This window comes from Pseudomonas sp. Marseille-Q1929, from assembly GCF_017316265.1.
Taxonomy (GTDB): Bacteria; Pseudomonadota; Gammaproteobacteria; order Pseudomonadales; family Pseudomonadaceae; genus Aquipseudomonas.
The window spans coordinates 66,518-87,639 of sequence record NZ_JAFLWU010000013.1; the positions used below are offsets into that span (position 1 = coordinate 66,518).

The 21,122-nt window shown below is 62.1% G+C and carries 20 protein-coding genes; 8 read left to right on the forward strand and 12 right to left on the reverse strand.

The features are described 5' to 3' along the window. Positions 1-243 precede the first annotated feature (243 nt). Positions 244-561 (forward strand): hypothetical protein, encoded by a 318-nt coding sequence (locus J1G37_RS15815; protein ID WP_207043170.1) that lies wholly within the window; start codon positions 244-246, stop codon positions 559-561. Between the two features lie 97 nt (positions 562-658). Next, the gene (locus J1G37_RS15820) at positions 659-1,420 is read left to right on the forward strand and encodes a YdcF family protein (RefSeq protein ID WP_207043171.1); all 762 of its coding nucleotides are present in this window, start codon (positions 659-661) and stop codon (positions 1,418-1,420) included. 143 nt (positions 1,421-1,563) lie between these two features. On the opposite strand, the gene lnt is transcribed toward J1G37_RS15820, so the two are convergent. From lnt to miaB, 5 genes are all read right to left on the reverse strand, one after another. After that, positions 1,564-3,087 (reverse strand): apolipoprotein N-acyltransferase, encoded by a 1,524-nt coding sequence (gene lnt, locus J1G37_RS15825; protein WP_207043172.1) that lies wholly within the window; start codon positions 3,085-3,087, stop codon positions 1,564-1,566. Between the two features lie 8 nt (positions 3,088-3,095). Next, positions 3,096-3,935 carry an HlyC/CorC family transporter gene (locus tag J1G37_RS15830; RefSeq protein ID WP_017735641.1) on the reverse strand — a complete coding sequence of 280 codons (840 nt, stop codon included), beginning with the start codon at positions 3,933-3,935 and terminating at the stop codon, positions 3,096-3,098. A gap of 40 nt (positions 3,936-3,975) precedes the next feature. Next, on the reverse strand, positions 3,976-4,434 hold the full coding sequence (gene ybeY, locus J1G37_RS15835) for an rRNA maturation RNase YbeY (RefSeq protein ID WP_017735642.1): 459 nt from the start codon (positions 4,432-4,434) through the stop codon (positions 3,976-3,978). Then, a complete protein-coding gene (locus tag J1G37_RS15840; RefSeq protein ID WP_207043173.1) occupies positions 4,427-5,431 on the reverse strand; it encodes a PhoH family protein in 1,005 nt (334 codons plus the stop codon). The genes ybeY and J1G37_RS15840 overlap by 8 nt, the downstream gene beginning before the upstream one ends. 237 nt (positions 5,432-5,668) lie before the next feature. Then, the gene (miaB, locus tag J1G37_RS15845) at positions 5,669-6,997 is read right to left on the reverse strand and encodes a tRNA (N6-isopentenyl adenosine(37)-C2)-methylthiotransferase MiaB (protein WP_207043174.1); all 1,329 of its coding nucleotides are present in this window, start codon (positions 6,995-6,997) and stop codon (positions 5,669-5,671) included. A 131-nt stretch (positions 6,998-7,128) separates the two neighbouring features. On the opposite strand from miaB, the gene J1G37_RS15850 reads away from it, so the two are divergent. Further along, a complete protein-coding gene (locus J1G37_RS15850) occupies positions 7,129-7,455 on the forward strand; it encodes a DUF1820 family protein (RefSeq protein WP_017735645.1) in 327 nt (108 codons plus the stop codon). 128 nt (positions 7,456-7,583) lie between these two features. On the opposite strand, the gene J1G37_RS15855 is transcribed toward J1G37_RS15850, so the two are convergent. The 4 genes from J1G37_RS15855 to J1G37_RS15870 form a co-directional block, all read right to left on the reverse strand. Continuing rightward, entirely contained in the window at positions 7,584-8,138 is a 555-nt protein-coding gene (locus tag J1G37_RS15855) for a tetratricopeptide repeat protein (RefSeq protein WP_124527845.1), read from the reverse strand. Between the two features lie 225 nt (positions 8,139-8,363). Beyond that, positions 8,364-9,647 (reverse strand): glutamate-1-semialdehyde 2,1-aminomutase, encoded by a 1,284-nt coding sequence (gene hemL / locus J1G37_RS15860; RefSeq protein ID WP_207043175.1) that lies wholly within the window; start codon positions 9,645-9,647, stop codon positions 8,364-8,366. Positions 9,648-9,664: 17 nt separating this feature from the next. Further along, positions 9,665-10,288 carry a thiamine phosphate synthase gene (thiE, locus tag J1G37_RS15865; protein ID WP_207043178.1) on the reverse strand — a complete coding sequence of 208 codons (624 nt, stop codon included), beginning with the start codon at positions 10,286-10,288 and terminating at the stop codon, positions 9,665-9,667. 18 nt (positions 10,289-10,306) lie between these two features. Next, on the reverse strand, positions 10,307-11,104 hold the full coding sequence (locus tag J1G37_RS15870; RefSeq protein ID WP_207043180.1) for a hydroxymethylpyrimidine/phosphomethylpyrimidine kinase: 798 nt from the start codon (positions 11,102-11,104) through the stop codon (positions 10,307-10,309). A gap of 276 nt (positions 11,105-11,380) precedes the next feature. Here J1G37_RS15870 and J1G37_RS15875 point away from each other — a divergent pair, with 276 nt between their 5' ends. The 4 genes from J1G37_RS15875 (at position 11,381) to J1G37_RS15890 (ending at position 17,855) form a co-directional block, all read left to right on the forward strand. Then, a complete protein-coding gene (locus J1G37_RS15875) occupies positions 11,381-13,753 on the forward strand; it encodes a hybrid sensor histidine kinase/response regulator (RefSeq protein WP_207043182.1) in 2,373 nt (790 codons plus the stop codon). Positions 13,754-13,843: 90 nt separating this feature from the next. After that, the gene (locus tag J1G37_RS15880) at positions 13,844-15,493 is read left to right on the forward strand and encodes an acyl-CoA dehydrogenase family protein (protein WP_207043186.1); all 1,650 of its coding nucleotides are present in this window, start codon (positions 13,844-13,846) and stop codon (positions 15,491-15,493) included. A 182-nt stretch (positions 15,494-15,675) separates the two neighbouring features. Further along, positions 15,676-17,148, forward strand: coding sequence for an AMP nucleosidase (gene amn / locus J1G37_RS15885; RefSeq protein ID WP_177325320.1), 1,473 nt, complete (start codon positions 15,676-15,678; stop codon positions 17,146-17,148). Positions 17,149-17,219: 71 nt separating this feature from the next. Beyond that, the gene (locus tag J1G37_RS15890; RefSeq protein WP_242551609.1) at positions 17,220-17,855 is read left to right on the forward strand and encodes a pseudouridine synthase; all 636 of its coding nucleotides are present in this window, start codon (positions 17,220-17,222) and stop codon (positions 17,853-17,855) included. Here J1G37_RS15890 and J1G37_RS15895 read toward each other — a convergent pair. Then, complete coding sequence (locus J1G37_RS15895) at positions 17,850-18,059, reverse strand: DUF2788 domain-containing protein (protein ID WP_025999909.1); 210 nt, start codon at positions 18,057-18,059, stop codon at positions 17,850-17,852. The genes J1G37_RS15890 and J1G37_RS15895 overlap by 6 nt on opposite strands. Before the next feature lie 194 nt (positions 18,060-18,253). Beyond that, positions 18,254-18,733, reverse strand: a complete 480-nt coding sequence (locus tag J1G37_RS15900; RefSeq protein ID WP_017735654.1) for an Lrp/AsnC family transcriptional regulator — start codon at positions 18,731-18,733, stop codon at positions 18,254-18,256. Between the two features lie 415 nt (positions 18,734-19,148). Between J1G37_RS15900 and J1G37_RS15905 the strand changes: the two genes are divergently transcribed. Further along, positions 19,149-20,225, forward strand: coding sequence for a DUF6515 family protein (locus J1G37_RS15905; protein WP_207043187.1), 1,077 nt, complete (start codon positions 19,149-19,151; stop codon positions 20,223-20,225). Here the strand turns inward: J1G37_RS15905 and J1G37_RS15910 are convergent. Next, a complete protein-coding gene (locus J1G37_RS15910; RefSeq protein ID WP_207043188.1) occupies positions 20,222-21,115 on the reverse strand; it encodes a cation diffusion facilitator family transporter in 894 nt (297 codons plus the stop codon). The genes J1G37_RS15905 and J1G37_RS15910 overlap by 4 nt on opposite strands. Between the last annotated feature and the right edge of the window lie 7 nt (positions 21,116-21,122).

The following is a 21,122-nucleotide window of genomic DNA, read 5'->3' on the forward strand; positions in this document are numbered from 1 at the left end:
AGGGGTGGCCTAATCCTCTTCGGTGCAACGTTCAGGTTGATCGACACCAAAAAGCGGCGCGTCCGTGCCCAAACCCTGCGGGAAGTGGAGTTACAGGAAGCGCCGTAGCATACATGACCCCACTCTATCGAGGGAAACCCTGATTGCGCAGCCAGGGCCGTCTGTCGCGGCACCAGGCAGGTGCAGCCATGGGGGCTACGCTGTTTATTGGGGAGCAAGACTTTTCTTCAATGAGGTGAGGGGATGGCTGAATCGCAGCGAACTTTAACGAAACCGCAGTTGTACGAAGGACTGATCGACCGTTTGGGTCGTGCATTGGATGCAGCAAATACAGCAGGCCGATTGTGTGATGAACGGCCTGAGGAGCTGGAGTTGCGTGGCTTGAGCCAGGCAGAGCTTGAACTGATCAAGGTTTTCCTGGAGTCCAATCACCACCGCGCATCGTATGAACAGGCCTCCCCGCCTGCTCGGGATTCCTTGCGCTCGGCCAAGGTGGTTTGGCTGAAAGACTTGCCTGCCGCTCGCGGCCCGGAAAAGCTCCGGGTCTTACGGTGCAAGTGATGCACAACGTTATCTGTAAACCTTCTTAAATTGTGCTGGTAAAGATTGTCGCTAAATCCCGTTGCATCTAGGCTTCGGGCATCTTTGGAGATGCCCGATGCCTTTTCGTTATTTCATCAAACAATTGTTGTTGCCGCCCGGTATTTTCTTGCTGCTGCTGGCGCTTGCCTGGTGGTTTCGTCGTAGCCGTCCGCGGCTGGCGGGATGTTGTTTTGCGCTGGGGCTGGGCGGAATGTGGCTGATCAGCCTGCCGGTGATGGTGGAGTGGGGCGCTCACGCTCTGGAGACAGAGCCGCCGTTGGCGCGGGAAGAGTGGGCGACCCTGGCGCAACGCGCCGACGCCATTGTGGTGCTGGGTTCGGGGCGCGAGCGCGGCGATCCGGCGTGGGGTACCGACCAGCCCACTGGCGTCGGGCTTGAGCGTGAGCGTTATGCGGCGCGACTGGCCAAGGCCTCGGGGTTGCCGGTGTTGACCAGCGGAGGGTTGCACTACGGCACGCCGCCCAGCGAGGCCGAGTTGATGGCCGTGTCGATGAGGGATGACTTCGGCGTCACGGTGCGCTGGAAGGAAGAACGCAGCCGTACTACTTGGGAAAACGCCCAGATGAGTGCCGAGATTCTGCTGCCCGAAGGCATCAAGCGCGTAGTGGTGGTTACCCAGGCCTGGCACATGCCGCGTTCGGTGTGGAGCTTTGAGCAGGCCGGTTTCACCGTGGTGCCGGGGCCGGTCGGTTTTCTCGGGGTGGACAACGCCCGGCCGTTGGGCGGCTGGATGCCAGAGTTCAAGTCGATCTGGCAGAGCGGGCAGTTGATCAATGAGGCGGTGGGGCAGGTGGGTTACCGGCTTTTTTACCGATAACCCGCAACACAGTGGATCAACTGTGGGAGCTGGCTTGCCTGCGATGGCATCACCTCAGTACAACTGATACACCGAGGTGTCTGCATCGCAGGCAAGCCAGCTCCCACATAAGCCAGTACACATATGGGTTCTGTGTTTGCCTGTCAGACCGTCTTGGCCATTCGCCCGGCCAGCAGCGCCCAGCCAAACAGCAGCACACACACAATAATCAACGGCCACGACCGCCATTGCAGGTACGGCGTGAGGTTGTGCATCGGCACCACTTCACCATACAGAATCCCCCGCTCAAACTGCGGGATCTGCGCCGTGATCTGCCCATACGGGTTGATCAGCCCGGTCACGCCGTTGTTGGTGGCGCGGATCATCCAGCGGCCGGCTTCCAGGGCACGCATCTGCGCCATTTGCAGGTGCTGCAAGGGGCCGATGGAGGTGCCGAACCAGGTGTCGTTGCTGATGGTCAGCAACAAGTCGCTGCGGGCGGAAAGACCCGCGGCGAACTCCGGGTACACCACTTCGTAGCAAATGAACGGTGCAATCTGATAGCCCTTGGCCTGCAACATCGGCTGGTCTGCCGGGCCGCGGGCGAAGTCCGACATCGGCAGGTCGAAGAAGGCAATCAGCCCGCGCAGCATGTCCTGCAGCGGCACGTACTCGCCAAACGGCACCAGTTTCTGCTTGAGGTAGGTGCCTTCGCCTTCGCCGACCACGGTGATGCCGTTGAAGTAACGCTTCTGGTGATGCACTTCCTGGCGGATCGGTACGCCGGTGATCAGCGCGCTGTGCCGGTCGGCGGCGAACTTGCCCATCATCCCCAGGTAGCCTTCAACCGACTCCTTGAGTACCGGCACGGCGGTTTCCGGCCAGATCAGCAGGTCCACCGGCTTGGAGGCGAAGCTCATGTCGCGGTACAGCGCCAGCTGCGCATTGAGCTGCTCGGGGTCCCACTTCATGCTTTGTGCGACGTTGCCCTGGATCGCGGCGACGGTCAGCGGTGCGCCGGAGGGCGTGGTCCAGGCGTGATGCTTGAGCGCCAGGCCGATAGCCCATGGTGCCACCAGCAACACCAGGCCCGCGCCGATAAAGGCGTTGCGCTTGCTCGCCAGCAGGCGCGGCAGGTTGCACAGCAGGGCGGCGGTCAGCGCCAGAGCGAAGGAAATCAGCCACATCCCACCCAGCGGCGCGAGGCCCGTCAGCGGGCCGTCGAGTTGGCTGTAACCGGAGTAAAGCCATGGGAAACCGGTGAGGAACCAGCCGCGAAACGCTTCCTGGCCGACCCACAAGGCCGCAAAAGTCAGTGCATCGGCCAGCGGCGCTTCATTGCGCCGTAGCCAGCGTGCCCACAGCCAGGCGGGCAGGGCGAAGAACAGGGCGATGGCAGCGGTAAACGCCAGCATCAGCAAGCCCGCCAGCAGCACCGAAGCGCCGCCGAAGTGGTGGATGCTGTAGTAGATCCAGCTGGTGCCGGCGCCAAACAGGCCGAAACCAAAACACCAGCCCCGGCCCAGGGCCTGGCGTGGGCTCAGTTCCCGCAGGCCGATATAGAACAATCCGACGGCGATCAGCGCAAACGGCCACAGATCGAACGGCGCCAGTGCCAGGGTGGTGATGGCGCCGGCCACCACGGCCAGCAAATTACCGGGCCAGCCGGGGCGGGTTAGGCGCTGCATGTCATTCCTTAGCGGGCAATAGGGGTCAAGCGGATCAAGTGGATACGACGGCTGTCCGCGTTGAGGATGCGGAAGCGGTATGCGCCGATCTCGGTGGTTTCGTTACGTTTTGGCAGGTGGCCAAACGCATTCATCACCAGGCCGCCCACGGTGTCGAATTCATCGTCGGAGAATTCGCTGTCGAAGAACTCGTTGAAGTTCTCGATCGGCGTCAGCGCCTTGATCAGGAAGTCACCGCTGGGCAGCGGCTTGATGTAGCTGTCTTCTTCGACGTCGTGCTCGTCTTCGATGTCGCCGACGATCTGTTCCAGCACGTCTTCAATCGTGACCAAGCCAGCCACACCGCCGTATTCGTCGATCACGATGGCCATGTGGTTGTGGTTGGCGCGGAATTCGCGCAGCAGCACATTCAGGCGCTTGGATTCGGGCACGAAGGTGGCCGGACGCAGCAGGTCCTTGATGTTGAAGTTGTCGCCGTTCTCCTTGAGGATCAGCGGCAGCAAGTCCTTGGCCAGCAGGACGCCCATGACGTCATCGTGGCTTTCGCCGATCACCGGGTAGCGCGAGTGCGCCGAGTCGATCACGGCCGGGAGGAATTCCCGTGGGGTCTGGGTGGCCTTGATGCTGATCATCTGCGAGCGCGGGACCATGATGTCACGTACTTGCAGGTCAGCGACCTGGATGGCGCCCTCGACGATGGCCAGCGCTTCGCTGTCCAGCAATTTGTTCTGGTGGGCCTCGCGCAGCAGCTCCAGCAGCTCCTGGCGGTTTTTCGGCTCGTGGGCAAAAGCCTGGGTCAGTTTACCCAGCCATGACTTCTGCCCGTTGCTCGATCGGTCTTCGCTCATAGCGATTACTCTAAATCCTTTGTTGTTTCAGTTGAGTGTCTTAGTTTTCGTCATCTGCGTACGGGTCTGGATGACCCAATTCAGCAAGCAACGTTTGTTCCAGTGTTTCCATTTCCTCGGCTTCGTCATCGTCTATATGGTCGTAACCCAAGAGATGCAAGCAGCCGTGGATGACCAGGTGTGCCCAATGGGCTTCCAGTGCCTTGCCTTGTTCCTTGGCCTCGCGCTCGACGACTTCAACGCAGATCACCAGGTCACCCAACAGTGGGATATCCAGTAACTCATCGGGGACGTCGGCGGGGAAGGACAGCACGTTGGTCGCGTAATCCTTCTGGCGCCAGGTGTGGTTCAGTTCGCGGCCTTCGGGCTCGTCCACCAGACGGATGGTCAGCTCCGAGTCGGCGGTGCGCTGGCGCAGGGCCAGGGCGCACCATTGACGGAACTGCTCTTCACTGGGGGCGGGTGCTTCGGTGGCCAGCTGCAGGTCTAGCTCAAGCATCGCGGCGAGCGTCCTTGGACAAACCATCGTCACGGTGTTCGAAGCGCTCATAGGCCTCGACGATGCGCTGCACCAGCGGGTGGCGCACCACGTCTTTGGGCGAGAAGTGCGTGAAGCTGATGCCCGGCACGTCCTTGAGCACTTCAATCACATGGCTCAAGCCCGACTTGGTGCCCTTGGGCAGGTCAACCTGGGTAATGTCGCCGGTGATAATCGCCGTGGAGCCGAACCCGATGCGGGTCAGGAACATCTTCATCTGTTCGACCGTGGTGTTCTGGCTTTCGTCGAGGATGATGAAGCTGTTGCTCAAGGTGCGGCCGCGCATGTACGCCAGCGGGGCGATCTCGATCACCTGGCGCTCGATCAGCTTGGCCACGTATTCAAAGCCAAGCATCTCGTAAAGTGCGTCGTAGAGCGGGCGCAGGTACGGGTCGATTTTCTGTGCGAGGTCGCCGGGCAGGAAGCCGAGCTTTTCGCCCGCTTCGACGGCCGGGCGCACCAGCAGGATGCGGCGCACTTGCTCGCGCTCAAGGGCATCCACCGCACAGGCCACGGCCAGGTAGGTCTTGCCGGTACCGGCGGGGCCGATGCCGAAATTGATATCGTTACCGAGGATTGCCTTGACGTACTTCTGCTGATTCAAGCCTTTTGGGCGAATCATGCCTTTCTTGGTACGCAGGGCCACGCTGGCTTCGGCTACTGGGTTGTTGGCCAGGTCTTCCACAGCCGATTCCTGCAAATACAGGTGCACGGTTTCCGGCGACAGCTCGCTACCCTTGGTTTCGCGGTAGAGGCGGCGCAGCAGGTTTTCTGCAGATTTGGTGTACTGGGCTTCACCAATGAGCTCGAACTGATTGCCGCGATTGCGGATCTCGATGCTCAGGCGTTGTTCGATCAAGCGCAGGTGCTCGTCGAACTGTCCGCACAGGTTGGCGAAACGGCGAGCCTCAAACGGCTCGAGGAGAAAACGATGGGGTTCTACGATGGGTGCGTTCAAGGTCGCTTTTAGCCGCCCTTTGGCTGTTGAGGTGAAATAGAGAATAACGCCAGTGGCCGGTGTGCGAAAGCACTTAAATGGGCTGGCCTCACTCTCCAGACCAATGAAGAACCCCTGTGGGAGCTGGCTTGCCTGCGATAGGGCCTGTACATCCAAAATAGATGCGGCCTGTTACGCCGCCATCGCAGGCAAGCCAGCTCCCACATTTGATCTTCATTTATGTTTGGGTTTTTGCGATCAGTTGATCAACGAGCCCCGCAACGAGTGCGGTTGCGCCGCGTCGATGTGCACGTCGGCAAACTGCCCGATCAGCGTGGGATTATCGCAACGGAAGTTGACGATTCGGTTGTTCTCGGTGCGCCCTTGCAGCTCGCCCGGATCCTTCTTCGAATAGTCGGTGACCAGGATGCGCTGGATCGAGCCAACCATTTGTCGGCTGATCTCGAACCCTTGCTGGTTCAGCCGGTGCTGCAACGCGTTCAGGCGCTCTTTTTTCAGTTCTTCCGGGGTTTCGTCCAGCAGGTCGGCGGCCGGCGTGCCGGGGCGCTGGCTGTAGACGAACGAGTAGGAAAAGTCGAAGCCGACGTCTTCGATCAGCTTCATGGTCTGTTGGAAGTCTTTCTCGGTCTCGCCCGGGAAGCCGACGATAAAGTCCGAACTGATGCAGATACCCGGCACCGCCGCGCGCAATTTGCGCAGTTTGGATTTGTACTCCAGGGCGGTGTGGTTGCGCTTCATCGCCGACAGGATGCGGTCCGAGCCCGATTGCACCGGCAAGTGCAGGTGTTTGACCAGCTCCGGCACGTCGGCGTGGGCCTGGATCAGGCTGTCGGAGAACTCCAGCGGGTGCGAGGTGGTGTAGCGGATGCGCTCGATGCCGTCGACGGCGGCGACCACGCGGATCAGCTCCGCGAGGTCGGCCAGGCGGCCGTCATGGGTCAGGCCGCGATAGCCGTTGACGTTCTGGCCCAACAGGGTTACTTCACGCACGCCGTTTTCGGCGAGGTGGATGATTTCGGACATGACATCGTCAAATGGCCGGCTGACTTCTTCGCCACGGGTGTAGGGCACCACGCAGAAGGTGCAGTACTTGCTGCAACCTTCCATCACCGACACGTAGGCGCTCGGCCCATCGATACGCGGTTCGGGCAAGTGGTCGAACTTTTCTATTTCAGGAAATGACACATCAACCTGCGGCAGCTTGGTGATGCGCGCGGCGTCGATCATTTCCGGCAGGCGGTGCAGGGTCTGCGGGCCGAAGACCACATCGACATAGGGCGCGCGGTCGCGGATCGCGGCGCCTTCCTGGCTGGCCACGCAACCGCCGACGGCGATCACCATCTCCGGGTTGGCCAGTTTCAATTCACGCCAGCGGCCCAGCTGCGAATACACTCGGTCCTGGGCCCGCTCGCGGATCGAGCAGGTATTGAGCAGGATCACGTCGGCATCTTCGGCGCGGGCGGTGACTTCCAGGGCCTGATGTTCGCCCAGCAGATCGACCATGCGCGAGCTGTCGTACTCGTTCATCTGGCAACCGTGGGTTTCGATGTAAAGCTTCTTGGCCATGGGAATCGTCAACTGGTGGTAAAGAACCGCGCATTATAGGGGGCATGCCCATTGGTTCCTAGCGTTGTGCATCGGGTGCCATGCTATAGTTCGCGCCCTCTTTTATATCCCCGATGTGTTGCTCGCCCACCATGACCAAACGTGAAGCTCCAATCTATAAGGTGATTTTCCTCAACCAGGGCCAGGTGTTCGAAATGTACGCCAAGCAGATCTATCAGAGCGATCTGTGGGGTTTCCTGGAGGTGGAGGAATTCGTCTTTGGCGAGCGCACCCAGTTGGTCGTCGATCCGGGCGAAGAGAAGCTCAAGGCTCAGTTCGAGGGTGTGGTACGCAGTTTTGTGCCGATGCATTCGATTGTGCGCATCGATGAAGTCGAACGCCTGGGCACGCCGAAGATCAGCGAGGCGCGGGGGATGGGCAATGTGATGCCGTTTCCGATGCCGATGCCTGAGAAGTAGGGCTTTAGACCGTGTCGCGCCCTTCGCGAGCAAGCCCGCTCCCACATTTAACCGAGTTCCAACTTTGGAATGCATTCAAATGTGGGAGCGGGCTTGCTCGCGAAGAGGCCTTCAAAGGCACAAGAGATTTAAGGCAGGGGTGAAAAAGGCGAACGCCCATCCGCACTCTGCAATTCCTGCAAATAATTGCGAAAGATCTGCCCCAGCACCTGGGTCGCCACTTCCAACTCATCACGTTGCATGTGTTCGGCCACTTCGTCGGCCGTATCCAGCGCGTCCTCGGCACCGTTGACCGCCGCCATTTTCAGCACGATATACGCCTGGACGTTGTTGGCCGGCACGCCTTCGCCATGAAAGAACATGGTACCCAGTTTGAATTGGGCTTCAGCATGGCCCTGCAACGAGGCTTTCTCGAAGTAGCTCAAGGCTTTGTTGAGGTCGCGGGCGGGGTTCTGGCTGTCGTGGAAGTACTCACCCAACTCGTATTGCGCCTGCGCATCCCCGCCGTCGGCCTGTTTCTGGCACGCGCTCAGGGCTTCGGCCTGGCTGTCTGGCTGGGTATTGAGGGTGCAACGACCCATCGCTGGGATTAACAACGAGTTGCCGCCTGCTTGTGCATGTGCCAGCAGCGGCTGAAGGAGCAACAGGCAGCCCAGAACCAGGGTGCGGCCGGTGCGTTTCATGGGAATCGACTTACCTCTGACGGGGCACGCGGACCCTCGCGGGATCCAATAAGCGCGCATTATGAAATAAGCAGGCCTCTGCTTACAAAGTCTTTACTCGTTTTTCTGCTGGTTGGGCAAGTTATCTGCCGGATTGCAGGTGAATTCTCGAAAAAACTAGGAAATGTCTGTAAGCAAAGTAGCAAATCTGACGCCACCGCGGGCAGCGTCAGAGTTTGCATGGGCTTATTTCAAGGCAGCGAACGCGCGCTCGGCGGCATCCAGGGTCAATTTCAGCTCGGCCTCGCCATGGGCGATCGAGGTGAAGCCCGCTTCAAACGCGCTCGGCGCCAGGTACACGCCGCCTTCCAGCATCAGGTGGAAGAAACGTTTGAACAGGTCGGCATCGCTGCCCATCACATCATCAAAGGTGACGATATCGTCGGCACCGCTGAAGTACAGGCCGAACATGCCGCCGGCTTGCGTGGTAACAAACGGAATGCCGGCGGCGTCGGCGCGCTGTTGCAGGCCGTCGAGCAGGCGCGTGGTGTAGTCGGTCAGTTCGGCGTGGAAACCCGGGCGGCTGATCAGGCGCAGGGTGGTCAAGCCAGCGGCCATGGCCAGTGGGTTACCGGACAAGGTGCCCGCCTGGTACACCGGGCCCAGCGGCGCGATGTGGTGCATGATCTCGCGCTTGCCGCCGAAGCAGCCGACGGGCATGCCGCCACCGATGATCTTGCCGAAGGTGCTCAGGTCCGGCGTCACGCCGTAGTGCGCCTGCGCGCCGCCGAGGGCCACGCGGAAACCGGTCATCACTTCGTCGAAGATCAGCACCACGCCGTGCTTGTCGCACTGTTCGCGCAGGCCTTCGAGGAAACCCGGCGCCGGCGGTACGCAGTTCATGTTGCCGGCCACCGGCTCGACGATGATGCACGCTACATCCTGGCCCACTTCATTGAGCATCTGCTCGACGGCGGCGATGTCGTTGAACGGCAGGGTCAGGGTGTGTTTGGCAAATGCTGCCGGCACGCCGGCCGAGCTTGGCACGCCTTGGGTCAGCAGGCCGGAACCGGCTTTCACCAGCAGGCTGTCGGAGTGGCCGTGGTAGCAGCCTTCGAACTTGATGATGCTGTCGCGGCCGGTGAAACCACGGGCCAGGCGGATCGCGCTCATGGTGGCTTCGGTGCCGGAGCTGACCATGCGCACCATTTCCATCGACGGCACGATCGAGCAGACCAGGTCGGCCATCTCGGTTTCCATGGCCGTCGGTGCGCCATAGGACAAGCCGTGTTGCAGCTGCTGGCGCACCGCATCCAGCACGTCCGGGTGGCTGTGGCCGAGGATCATCGGGCCCCAGGAACCGACGTAATCCACATAACGCTTGTCATCTTCGTCGGTGACGTAGGCGCCTTCGGCATGCTTGAAGAACAGCGGCGTACCGCCCACGCTCTTGAACGCACGCACGGGGGAGTTCACACCGCCGGGGATGTGTTTCTGGGCATTGGCAAACAGCGTTTCGGAACGGGACATGATGGGGCTCTCTGAAATCAGATCTTAAGAAGGGCGTTGAAGGCGCGGGCGCGGCGCGTGACTTCCTGGGTGCTGTCGGCGCCGAACAGGCCGTGGACCACCGCCAGCAAGTCGGCCCCGTGGGCCACCAGCGGTGCGGCGTTCTCCAGGGTGATGCCGCCGATCACGCAGATCGGCACCTGCAGGCGCGCGCGGGCCTGGGCGAGCATTTCGACGGTGGCCGCCGGGGCGCCGGGTTTGGTGCTGGAATTGAAGAAGCGACCGAAGGCGACGTAGCTGGCGCCCTCGTTCGCGGCCTGCTCGGCCAGTTCGATCTGGCTGTGGCAGGTGCTGCCGATGATCGCCTTGGGGCCGAGCAATGCGCGGGCGGGCGTCAGCGGGCCGTCGGTCTGGCCCAGGTGCACGCCGACGCCCAGGCGCGCGGCCAGTTCGGCGTCGTCGTTGATAATCAGCTGGGTCTTGTAGCGCGAGCACAGTTCGCGCAGCTTTTCCGCTTCGCGCAGGCGCCGCGCTTCGTCGCTGCTTTTGTCGCGGTACTGCAACAGGGTCACGCCACCGTCCAGCGCCGCTTCGACGTAAGCGAGGAATTTCCCCGCCAACAGTTGGCTGTCGGTAATGGCGTAAAGGCCACGTAGTTTCATCGGGTAAGCCCCTTGGTCTTACGAGCAGAAATCCAGCGGCAACCGGCGCGGTACAAACTGGCCCTGGCCGAGTTGTTCGGCGTCACGCAGGGTGCGCCAAGTGTAGTTGAGGGCCGATTGCACGGCGCTCACCAGCCCTTCGCCCTGGGCGATTCGCCCCGCCAGCGCACTGGCCAGCGTGCAGCCCGAACCGTGATAACTGCCCGGCAGGCGCTGGCAGGTAAAGGTCTGCTGCGTGCCGTCGCGGCTATATAGACGGTTATGCACTTCATGCTCGTCGCCATGCCCGCCGGTGATCAGCAGGTGCCTGATATACGGCAGCAGCTTCGCGGCGCATTCGTCGGCGGTGCCGTCAGGCAGCTCGGCGAGGATGCGCGCTTCGGGCAGGTTTGGTGTGGCAATCAGCGACAGCGGCAACAACCGCTCGCGCATGGCATAGCCGACTTCATCCTTGCCCAGGCTGCCACCGCCACCGGCGCGCAGTACCGGGTCGCACACCACCGGCAGGTGCGGGTGCGCCTGCAGCAGTTCGACCACGGTATCGACCATGGCGGTGGAACCGAGCATGCCCAGCTTGACCGCCGCGACGTCGGAGTCGCCCAGTACGGCATTGGCCTGAGCCAGCACCCACTCGCGGTCGAGCACGCGGAAATCGCTGACATTGACGGTGTTCTGCACGGTCAGGGCGGTGACGGCCGGAGCCGCATGGCAACCCTGGGCGAGCAGGGCTTCGATATCTGCCTGCAGGCCGGCGCCACCACTGGGGTCATGGCCGGAGAGACAGAGGACAACGGGGCGAGAGCTGTAGATATTCATGGTGCGCGAGCTTACCACCAAACGCTTTTTGCGTGGCTGTCTGACGATGGTTGAATTTCGCCCCGCGTGTGGCACTTTTTTGGCGCTCGTCAGGTACGAAAAAACGCTCTGAAAGTGCCGGTCTAGAGCCTTCGTAAAATTTATTTACATGGCCTCTAGTGGCCTTTAGCGGCTATGCTAGAGTGGATCCAAATTACTAACAGTATCGCCGGTATACGTCTTCTCAAAAGGAATGGGGGCTTTTTGACATAACCGGACAGGCCACGTTGGGGCTCTATGCGCTATTTTTTGATCTTACTGTTGTGCGGGCTGCCGCTGCTCGCCAACGCCATCGGGTTCAACCAGGACACGCGAAGCCTGCCCCTGGGCCGCGTGATGCAAGTGCTCGAAGACCCCACCGACGCCCTCACCATCGCCGAAGTCAGCTCCCCCGCTTATGCCGCCCAGTTCAAGCCCCACGACAAAGCCACTCTCAATGCTGGTTATTCGCGCTCGGTGTTCTGGCTCAAGATCGACCTGCATTACCAGGCCAAGGATCCCCGCGCGCCACGCACCTGGTTTCTCGAGTTGGCCTACCCGCCGCTCAATCACCTCGACCTGTACCAGAGCGACAGCACCGGCGCCTACCGCCTGAGTACCCGTACTGGCAGCGCGCTGCCGTTTTCCAGCCGAGAAGTGCGCCAGAGCAACTACCTGTTCAAGCTCAATTTCGTCCCGGACCAGCAGGAGACAATCTACCTGCGCCTGCAAAGCCAAGGTTCGATCCAGGCACCGCTGACCCTCTGGGCCGGCACCGCCTACCTGGAAGAACAGCCGCTGCGCCTCTACGTGTTGGGCGCGATCTACGGCGTCTTGCTAGGGATGTTGATCTACAACCTGTTCATCTACCTGAGCGTGCGCGACACCAGTTACCTCTATTACATCCTCTATATCGCCTCGTTCGGCCTGTACCAGCTGTCGGTCAACGGCGTGGCCGTGGAGTACTTCTGGCCGAACAACCCGTGGTGGACGAATGCCGCGGTGCCGTTCCTGATCGGCTCGGCCGCGCTGTTCGGCAGCCTGTTCGCGCGCAGTTTCCTGCATACCGCGCAGCACAGTCGCTGGCTTGACCGGATCTTGCTGGCGCTGGCCGCCTGCGGTGCGCTGGTGATGGCGCTGGCGCTGCTGACCAGCTACGCCGTGGCCCTGCGCCTGGCGACCGGCCTGGCGCTGGTGTTCACCGTGAGCATCTTTATTGCCGCGATTAAAGCCTGGCTGTGCGGCCAGCGCATGGCGCGGTATTTCATCATTGCCTGGTCGGCCTTCCTGCTCGGTGGGGTGGTGAACACCATGATGGTATTGGGCTACCTGCCCAACGTGTTCCTCACCATGTACGCCAGCCAGATCGGCTCGGCCATCGAGGTGGCGCTGCTGTCCCTGGCCCTGGCGGATCGCATCAACGGCATGCGCGAGCAGCAGGCGCAGATCCTGTTCGATGCCAGCCAGAAGCTTGAAGTGCTCAACCAGCAACTGGCCCGCAGTAACCGGCTCAAGGACGAATTTCTCGCCACCTTGACCCACGAGCTGCGCACGCCGATGAACGGCGTGATCGGTTCCCTCGAACTGATGCAAACCGTCCCCCTGGACGCTGACCTCGCGCAGTACCAGCAGACCGCCGCCGGTTCGGCACGGGACATGATGCGCATGGTCAATGGCATCCTCACCCTCACCGAGCTGCAAGCCGGCCGCCTCACCGCCCAGCCGCAGGTGTTCAGCCTGCGCGGCGTGCTCGACACCCTACGCCAACAGTTCAGCGCCAGCGCGCAAAGCAAGGGCCTGGAATTTTCGATTGATGTGGCGGACGAACTGCCGGACCGGGTGATCGGCGATGCGGACAAGCTGACCCAGTGCCTGGATTGCCTGCTGGATAACGCCTTCAAGTTCACCCATCAAGGCGCGGTGCGTGTGCGTGTGGTCGGTGTGCCCGATGGCGCGGGGGCGCTGCGCCTGAGCTTTATCGTCACCGACAGCGGCATCGGTTTTGCCTTTCTCGACGAAGCCACGCTGTACCAGCGCTTCTTCCAGCTCGACGGTTCGACTACCCGTGAATACGGCGGCCTGGGCATTGGCCTGGCAATCTGCCGGCAGTTGATCGAGTTGTTGGGCGGGCGCCTGACCCATCATTCCGAACCGCGCAAGGGCAGTCGCTTCCAGTTGGAAGTTGGGGTCGAGCCGGTGCCGTCCGAGCCGAAAACCGCCGGGACGATTCCGCAGCGCGCGCCGCAGGACTGTGCGGTGCTTTTGGTGGACGACAACAGCGTTGGCCAGTTGGCGGTGCGTGGCATGCTGCTCAAGCTCGGTTACCGGGTCAAGACGGTGGACAGCAGTCCCGCAGCACTGGCGGCCTTGCAAGGGGAAACTTTCGAGGCGGTATTGCTGGATGTGCCTGAAGGCGGCTTCTCGTTGTGTTGTCAGATCCGTGCCTTGCCCGGCTGCGGTGAGCTGCCGGTCATCGCCTTGAGTTCATCGCTGAATACCTCAGACCGTGAGCGCTGCCATGGCATCGGCATCACCGAACGGCTGGCCAAACCCGTGCGTTTCGAGGCGTTGCAAGCGGTGCTGGAGCGATGCGTGCTGTGCCAGGTCGAGGGCGAAAGCGCCGGACATTAGGCGCCTATGCCACTTTTTTAAGCGCAGTGCCGGTGCTTAACTGAAATTCAGGCCGCCAATGACCGTGGCCTTTTTTCCAGGAGGCCCGTCATGAACCTGCATCAGTTCGCCGAAACCCACGACGTCACCAACCAGCCGCCGTCCCTGGACGGTACCAACCTGTACCGCATCGACGTGCCCTTGCAAGAGTGGTCGCGGCGCTTTGGTGCCGGTTGGGCCGAGGCGCGCCTGGATGCCTATGGTGCGCTGGCCGGTGGCCCGCTGATGGCGGCCGGGTTCCTGGCGAATCAGAACAAACCGCTGTTCAGCAGCCATGACCGTTATGGCCATCGCATCGACCTGGTGGAGTTCCACCCGGCCTACCACGAGCTGATGCGCACGGCCGTCGAGCACGGCCTGCCATCGCTGCCCTGGGCGCATCCGCAGGCGGGCGCCCATGTGGCCCGCGCCGGCCTGACCTACCTGCACAGCCAGGCCGAAGCCGGCACCGGTTGCCCGCTGACCATGACCTTCGCCTGTGTGCCGGCCCTGCGGCTGCAACCCGACTTGGCTGACATCTGGCTACCAAAAATCCTCAACACCCAATACGACCCACGCAACGTCGGCATCGCCCATAAAACCGGGGCCACCATCGGCATGGCCATGACCGAGAAGCAGGGCGGCACCGACGTGCGCGCCAACACCACCCGCGCCTATCCGGTGGGCGCCGGCGGCCCCGGCCAGGCGTATGAGCTGGTGGGGCACAAATGGTTCTGCTCGGCGCCGATGTGCGATGCGTTCCTGACCCTGGCCCAGACCGACAAGGGCCTTACCTGTTTCCTACTGCCCCGGCACCGCCCGGATGACACGCGCAACGAGTTCTATATTCAGCGCCTGAAAAACAAGCTCGGCAACTGCTCCAACGCCTCCAGCGAAGTGGAGTTCCGTGGCGCCCTGGCGTGGATGATTGGCGAAGAAGGCCGTGGCGTACCGACCATCATCGAAATGGTCGCCATGACCCGCTTCGATTGCATGGTCGGCTCCAGCGCCCTGATGCGCCAGGCACTCACCCAGGCCAGCCATCATTGCGCCCATCGGACGGTGGGCGGTCGTGTACTCAGCGAACAGCCGTTGATGCAAAACGTACTCGCCGACCTGGCGCTGGAGAGCGAAGCGGCGCTGGCGCTGAGCATGCGCATGGGCCGTGCGCTGGATCACCTTGGGGATGAACAGGAAGCCAAGTTCGCCCGGCTGGTGACGGCGGTGGGCAAGTACTGGATCTGCAAGCGCGCGCCGGCAATGATCAACGAAGCCGCCGAGTGCATGGGCGGTGCCGGGTATGTCGAGGACAGTATCCTGCCGCGCCTGTACCGTGAGGCGCCGGTGAATTCGACGTGGGAAGGTTCCGGCAACGTGCAGTGCCTGGATGTGCTGCGCGCGCTGTCGAAAGAGCCGGGGGTGTTGGAGGCGTTGTTTGTCGAGCTGGGGGATGGGCACGGTGACAAGTCGCTGGCGCGGCATATCGAACAGCTGAAATCGGCGTTCATGGACACCCAGGACATCCAGTACCGCGCGCGGCAATTGACCGAGGACATCGCCGTGGCGTTGCAGGCCAAGTTGTTGCTGGAGGCGGGGAATGGGGCGGTCAGTGATGGGTTTATTGCCAGCCGCCTCGGCGAATCGTCCGGCCGGGTGTATGGCACATTGCCCCGTGGCGTCGATGTGGAAGCTATCGTCGCCCGCTCAACACCAACCCTCTGACTACACTCGATCAAAATGTGGGAGCTGGCTTGCCTGCGATAGCGGTCTACCAGTCAAATCACTGCTGACTGACCCACTGCAATCGCAGGCAAGCCAGCTCCCACATCGATTGCATTCCAATTGCACTGTTTCAGTAGGCCTTGGATACAGGCAAGATAAAGGCCTGCACGTCAGAACACAGGATGCTTACCGTGACCGAAGCTTTTGTTGTCGTTCAATCCGCCGAAGAAGCCGTGGACCGGCTGGCGGCTCTGCATGAGCGTGCTACCGGCGCACTCAACCAAGCCCTCAAGCAATACCTCAAAGACCGCGTCGAACCCGACGCCGAACAACGCGCGCTGTTTCGCTACCCGGAACTGCGCCTGACCTACCACTGCCACGGCGAAGTCCCACAGACTACCCGGGCGTACGCCAAGGTCCAGTTACCGGGGACCTACAGCGTCACCGTCACCCATCCCGCCGCGTTCCGTAAGTACCTGCTGGAGCAACTGGTGCCGCTGATGCACGACTTCACCGTGACGGTGGAAGTGGGCGTCAGCCAGCAGAACATCCCGTACCCCTACGTGGTGGAGCAGGGCGACGAACTGGCCGGCTCCGGCGTGACCGCCGCGACCCTCGCCCGTGTGTTCCCGAGCACCGACCTGTCGGCCGCCACCGATGGCATCGCCGACGGCCTCTACGACTGGGAAAACACCGACCCGCTGCCCCTGGCGCTGTTCGATGCAGCCCGCGTGGATTTTTCCCTGCGCCGCCTGGTGCACTACACCGGCAGCGACTGGCGCCATGTGCAGCCGTGGATCCTGCTGACCAACTACCACCGCTACGTGGACCAGTTCATCCTGCATGGCCTGGAGCAACTGCGCAGCGACCCGCGTTTTATCCGCATGGTGCTGCCGGGCAACGTGGTGATCGACAAGAGCATGGACCACGGCGAAGCGTCGGCGATTGCGGCGGGCGTGGTCTGGCACCGCTACCAGATGCCGGCCTATCACTTGCAGGCCAGCGACGGCCACGGCGTGACCCTGGTGAACATCGGTGTGGGCCCGTCCAACGCGAAGAACATCACCGATCACTTGGCGGTGCTGCGTCCGCATTGCTGGCTGATGATCGGCCACTGCGGCGGCCTGCGCCAATCCCAGACCATCGGCGACTACGTACTGGCCCACGCCTATATGCGCCGCGACGGGATTCTCGACCGGGTGGTGCCGCCGAACATCCCCATCCCGGCCCTGGCCGAAGTGCAGATGGCCTTGCAGCAAGCGGCGGCCAACGTCACCGGCGAAAAAGGCGAAGAGCTGAAAAAACGCCTGCGTACCGGCACCGTGCTGACCTATGACGACCGCAACTGGGAATTGCGCTGGGCCCAGGAGCGGCCGCTGATCAACCTGTCCCGCGCCGTGGCGGTGGACATGGAAAGCGGCACCATCGCCGCCCAGGGTTATCGCTTGCGGGTGCCGTATGGCACGTTGTTGTGTGTGTCGGACAAGCCGCTGCACAGCGAAATCAAGCTGCCGGGTTCGGCCAACGCGTTCTATGAACGTGCGGTGAGCCAGCACTTGAAGATCGGCATCGAGGCGGTGGATCTGCTGCGCACCGAACTCAACTCGCTGCACTCGCGCAAACTGCGCAGTTTCGACGAGCCGCCGTTCCGCTAAGCGGTTGGGATGGTCATTTAACGGTCAGGCCACTAGCATTGTCGGTCCTGACCGTTAGATGTACCGAAGCCATGTCCCGTCCCACCCGTCCCGATTCGCGCCGTCCTGGCGTGAAGCCCCCGTATTCCGCCGCGCGTCGCGTTGCCAAGGCACCGCCGGCCGAGCCGAAGCTGATCCTGTTCAACAAGCCCTTCGACGTGCTGACCCAGTTCAGCGACGAAGGCGGGCGCGCGACCCTCAAGGATTTCATCGACATCCCCGGCATCTACCCGGCGGGCCGCCTGGACCGTGACAGCGAAGGTTTGCTGCTGCTGACCAACGATGGCCAGTTGCAGGCGCGGATTGCCGACCCCAAGCACAAGCTGGCGAAAACCTACTGGGTGCAGGTGGAAGGCGAACCGAGCGAAGAACAGCTGCAACGCCTGCGTGCCGGTGTGGAACTCAACGACGGCATGACCTTGCCCGCCGAAGCCCGGCAGTTGGCCGAGCCCGAGTTATGGCCGCGCAACCCGCCGGTGCGCTTTCGCAAAAGCGTACCCACGTCGTGGCTGGAATTGGTGATTCGGGAAGGGCGTAACCGCCAGGTTCGACGTATGACGGCGGCGGTGGGCTTGCCCACTTTGCGCCTGGTGCGTGTGCGAATTGGCGATTGGACGATCGACGGCCTGGACCAGGGCCAGTGGAAGGAAGTGCCGGCGCGCCTATAGAGCGCCGGATTCGATCAGGCCGATCACCACGCTCTTGATGATGAACGCGGCCACACCCAGGCCCAGCACGAAGAACAGGATGAACGAGCCAAAGCGCCCGGCCTTGGATTTCTTCGCCAGGTCCCAGACGATAAAGCCCATGAAAATGATGAGGATGGTGACCAGGCCGGTCATCATCCATTCTTCGAAGAGGGCGGGGTCGATGTTGTTCATGGGGTATTTTTCCGACAATACAGGCGGGAAGTATACGGCAGCGCTAAAGACACAACATTGACCTGAGTCGGTCGCGGTCAATGTGGGAGCTGGCTTGCCTGCGATAGCATCAACTCGGTGTAACTGAAAGACCGAGTCGCCTGCATCGCAGGCAAGCCAGCTCCCACATTTGATCTCTATTGATCTTAAGTGCGCAGGTGGGTCAGGGGGAGTTCGGTGCTGTTGAGTACTTGGTTAAGTACAAAGCTCGACCGCACGCTGGTCACCCCATCGATGCGGGTGAGATGCCCCAGCAGCAATTTCTGATAGTGATCCATATCCGGCACCACCACCTTCAACTGATAGTCCGCATCCATCCCGGTGACCAAACTGCATTCCAGCACCTGGGGCAGGGTGCGGATCGCCGCCTCGAAGTTCTCGAAACGCTCCGGTGTATGCCGGTCCATGCCGATCAGCACATAGGCGGTGAGGCTCAGGCCCAGCATCTTGCGGTCGAGCAGGGCGACCTGGCGGGCGATGTAGCCGTCGTCTTCTAACTGCTTGACCCGGCGCGAGCACGGCGACGGCGACAAGCCGATGCGTTCGGCCAACTCCTGGTTGGAGATCCGCGCGTCACGCTGCAATTCCGCCAAAATACTCAGGTCGTATCGGTCAAGCTTGCTCATTGGGTTGGCCTTTGTCGTAACTATTGCGGCGAATTATCTATGAAGGGTTAAAAATTGCGCAAGCACTGTTTATTGACGCAATCTTCGCAATCATCTGCCGGGCGCTGGCGGGTATCTTTATCAACAGAATCACCGCCTGGACAACAGTCCACAGCAGCGCGCCCAATCAGGCCCGCTGCGGCCGCCGCCCCAGCAGGGTTGAGCCGGCCTCCAGGCTGCACACTGTCCACAAGACGGCGTGAGGTGAGCCAACGTCAAAAGCGTTGAGCACGGACGAAGTTCTCAAGGGGTGGCCGACGGGTCACCCCTTTCTTTTTGCCTGCGAAAATGTTTCTCGTGACTGATAACCTGTCCGAGAACCGGGCCATGCTTTTCCAGTCTCATGGATAGGCCCTAATCCGCAGTGAGGAATAGCATGAAGCGCATCTGGCGTTTGACAGGTGTAGGTTTGCTGATGGTCACCGTTGGCGCGCAAGCTGTGGCCGACGAGCGTGATAACACCCCACGCCCTGAAGGCGGTGGTCAGCATGAGCGCGGCCAGGGCGGCGGCCGCCAGCAGGGCAATGAACAGCCACGCCAGCAGAACAACGCGCCAAGGCCTGAAAACAACCAGCCACGGCCGGAAAGCAATCAGCCTCGCCCGCAGAATCAGCATTTCGAACAGCGCAGTGGGCAGAACGACCATTGGCAAGGCCGTCAGCCGGGCAATGAGCCGAGTCGGCCCGTGCAACCGCAGCCGTCGAACAACCTGCCGATCCAAAGTCGCCCCGACACCGTGCGTCAGACCCAGGAGCCGCGCCAGGGGTACTACCGCGACATCCCCCGCCGCAACGACGGCAACCAGCACTGGGAAGCTGGCGGCCCCGGCTCGCGTCCAGGCAACAACGGCGGCGGCTACAACAATAACCGCCCTGGCGACAACCGCTGGCCAGGCCGCCCCGACGGGCATGGCAATGGCTGGGGCCCCGGCCCGCAGCATCGCCCTGGGTACGTGATCGACCGCTTCCCCGACCGCAACTACCGCGTGCCTTACCGTGGCCAGGACTACTTCTTCTCCGGTGGCTACTGGTATCGCCCGCAGGGCCCGCGTTATGTGGTGGTGACGCCACCGTACGGCATCCGCGTGCAATACCTGCCGGACTACGCGCGGGAAGTGTGGGTGGGCAGCGCGCTGTTCTTCCTCGCGGCCGGTGCCTATTACACCTACGAAAGCAGCTCCCAACAGTACGTGGTGGTGCAACCGCCCACGCAGGTGCCCGCGCCACAACCGGCGCCGCAGGGTAATGGCTATGACGTGGTGGCCTATCCCGCCAACGGCCAGTCACCGGCCCAGGTGCAGCAGGACGGTTATGACTGTTATCGCTGGGCCGTGCAGCAAAGCGGCTTCGATCCGCAGCAAGTCACCTACGCCCCCGACCCGGCGGTGGTGCAAACCTACCGCCAGGCCCAGGGCAACTGCCTGAGCAGCCGTGGGTACCAGGTGCAGTACTAGGCTTTATTGCCCGTGACCACTTCTCGCGGGTCGGCGTGCACCAGCACTTCGGCGCGCGGGTAGGCGGTGTGGATGGCATCGGCGGCCTGGTCGCTGATGGCGTGGGCCACCGACAGCGTCAATTCCCCCGGCAACTCCAGGTGCAACTGCACAAACCAGTGGTTGCCCGAGATGCGCGTGCGCAAGTCATGGGCGCCGAGCACGCCGGGTACGCTGCGGGCCAGTTCCAGCATGTGCTGGCTGACGTCCGCCGGCAGCTCTTCATCCATCAACACTGCAAAGCTTTCCCGGGCGATCTGGACCGCACTCCACAAAATGTAGGCGGCGATGCCCAGGCCGAACCACGCGTCCACCTGATGAAAGCCCAGGCCGGCAATCACCAGCGCCACCAGGATGCTGCCGTTGAGCAGCAAGTCCGATCGATAGTGCAGCGAGTCGGCCCGCACCGCGTTGGAGCCGGTTTCGCGGACCACCCGGTGTTGCAGCATCAGCAACGCCACCGTCAGCACCAGCGAAAAAATGATCACGCCAATGCTCAGCCACGGCGCGCCGACCGGTTCCGGGTGCTGCAAGCGCTCATAGGCTTGCAGCGCGATCAACACCGCACTGCCGCCGATAAACAGGGCCTGGGCCATGCCCGCCAGTGACTCCGCCTTGCCGTGGCCGTAACGGTGATCGTCATCGGCCGGGCGCAGGGCGTAATGCACGGCGATTAGATTCAGCAGCGAGGTGACGCCGTCCAGCAGCGAGTCGGTCAACCCGGCGAGCATGCTCACCGAGCCGCTGAGCCACCAGGCGATGGCCTTGGTGATGATCAGCGCACAGGCGACGCCGACCGAAGCGCGGGTGGCCAGGCGCAGGAGCCTAGCGTGTTCGGGGCTGCTGGTCATAGACGGG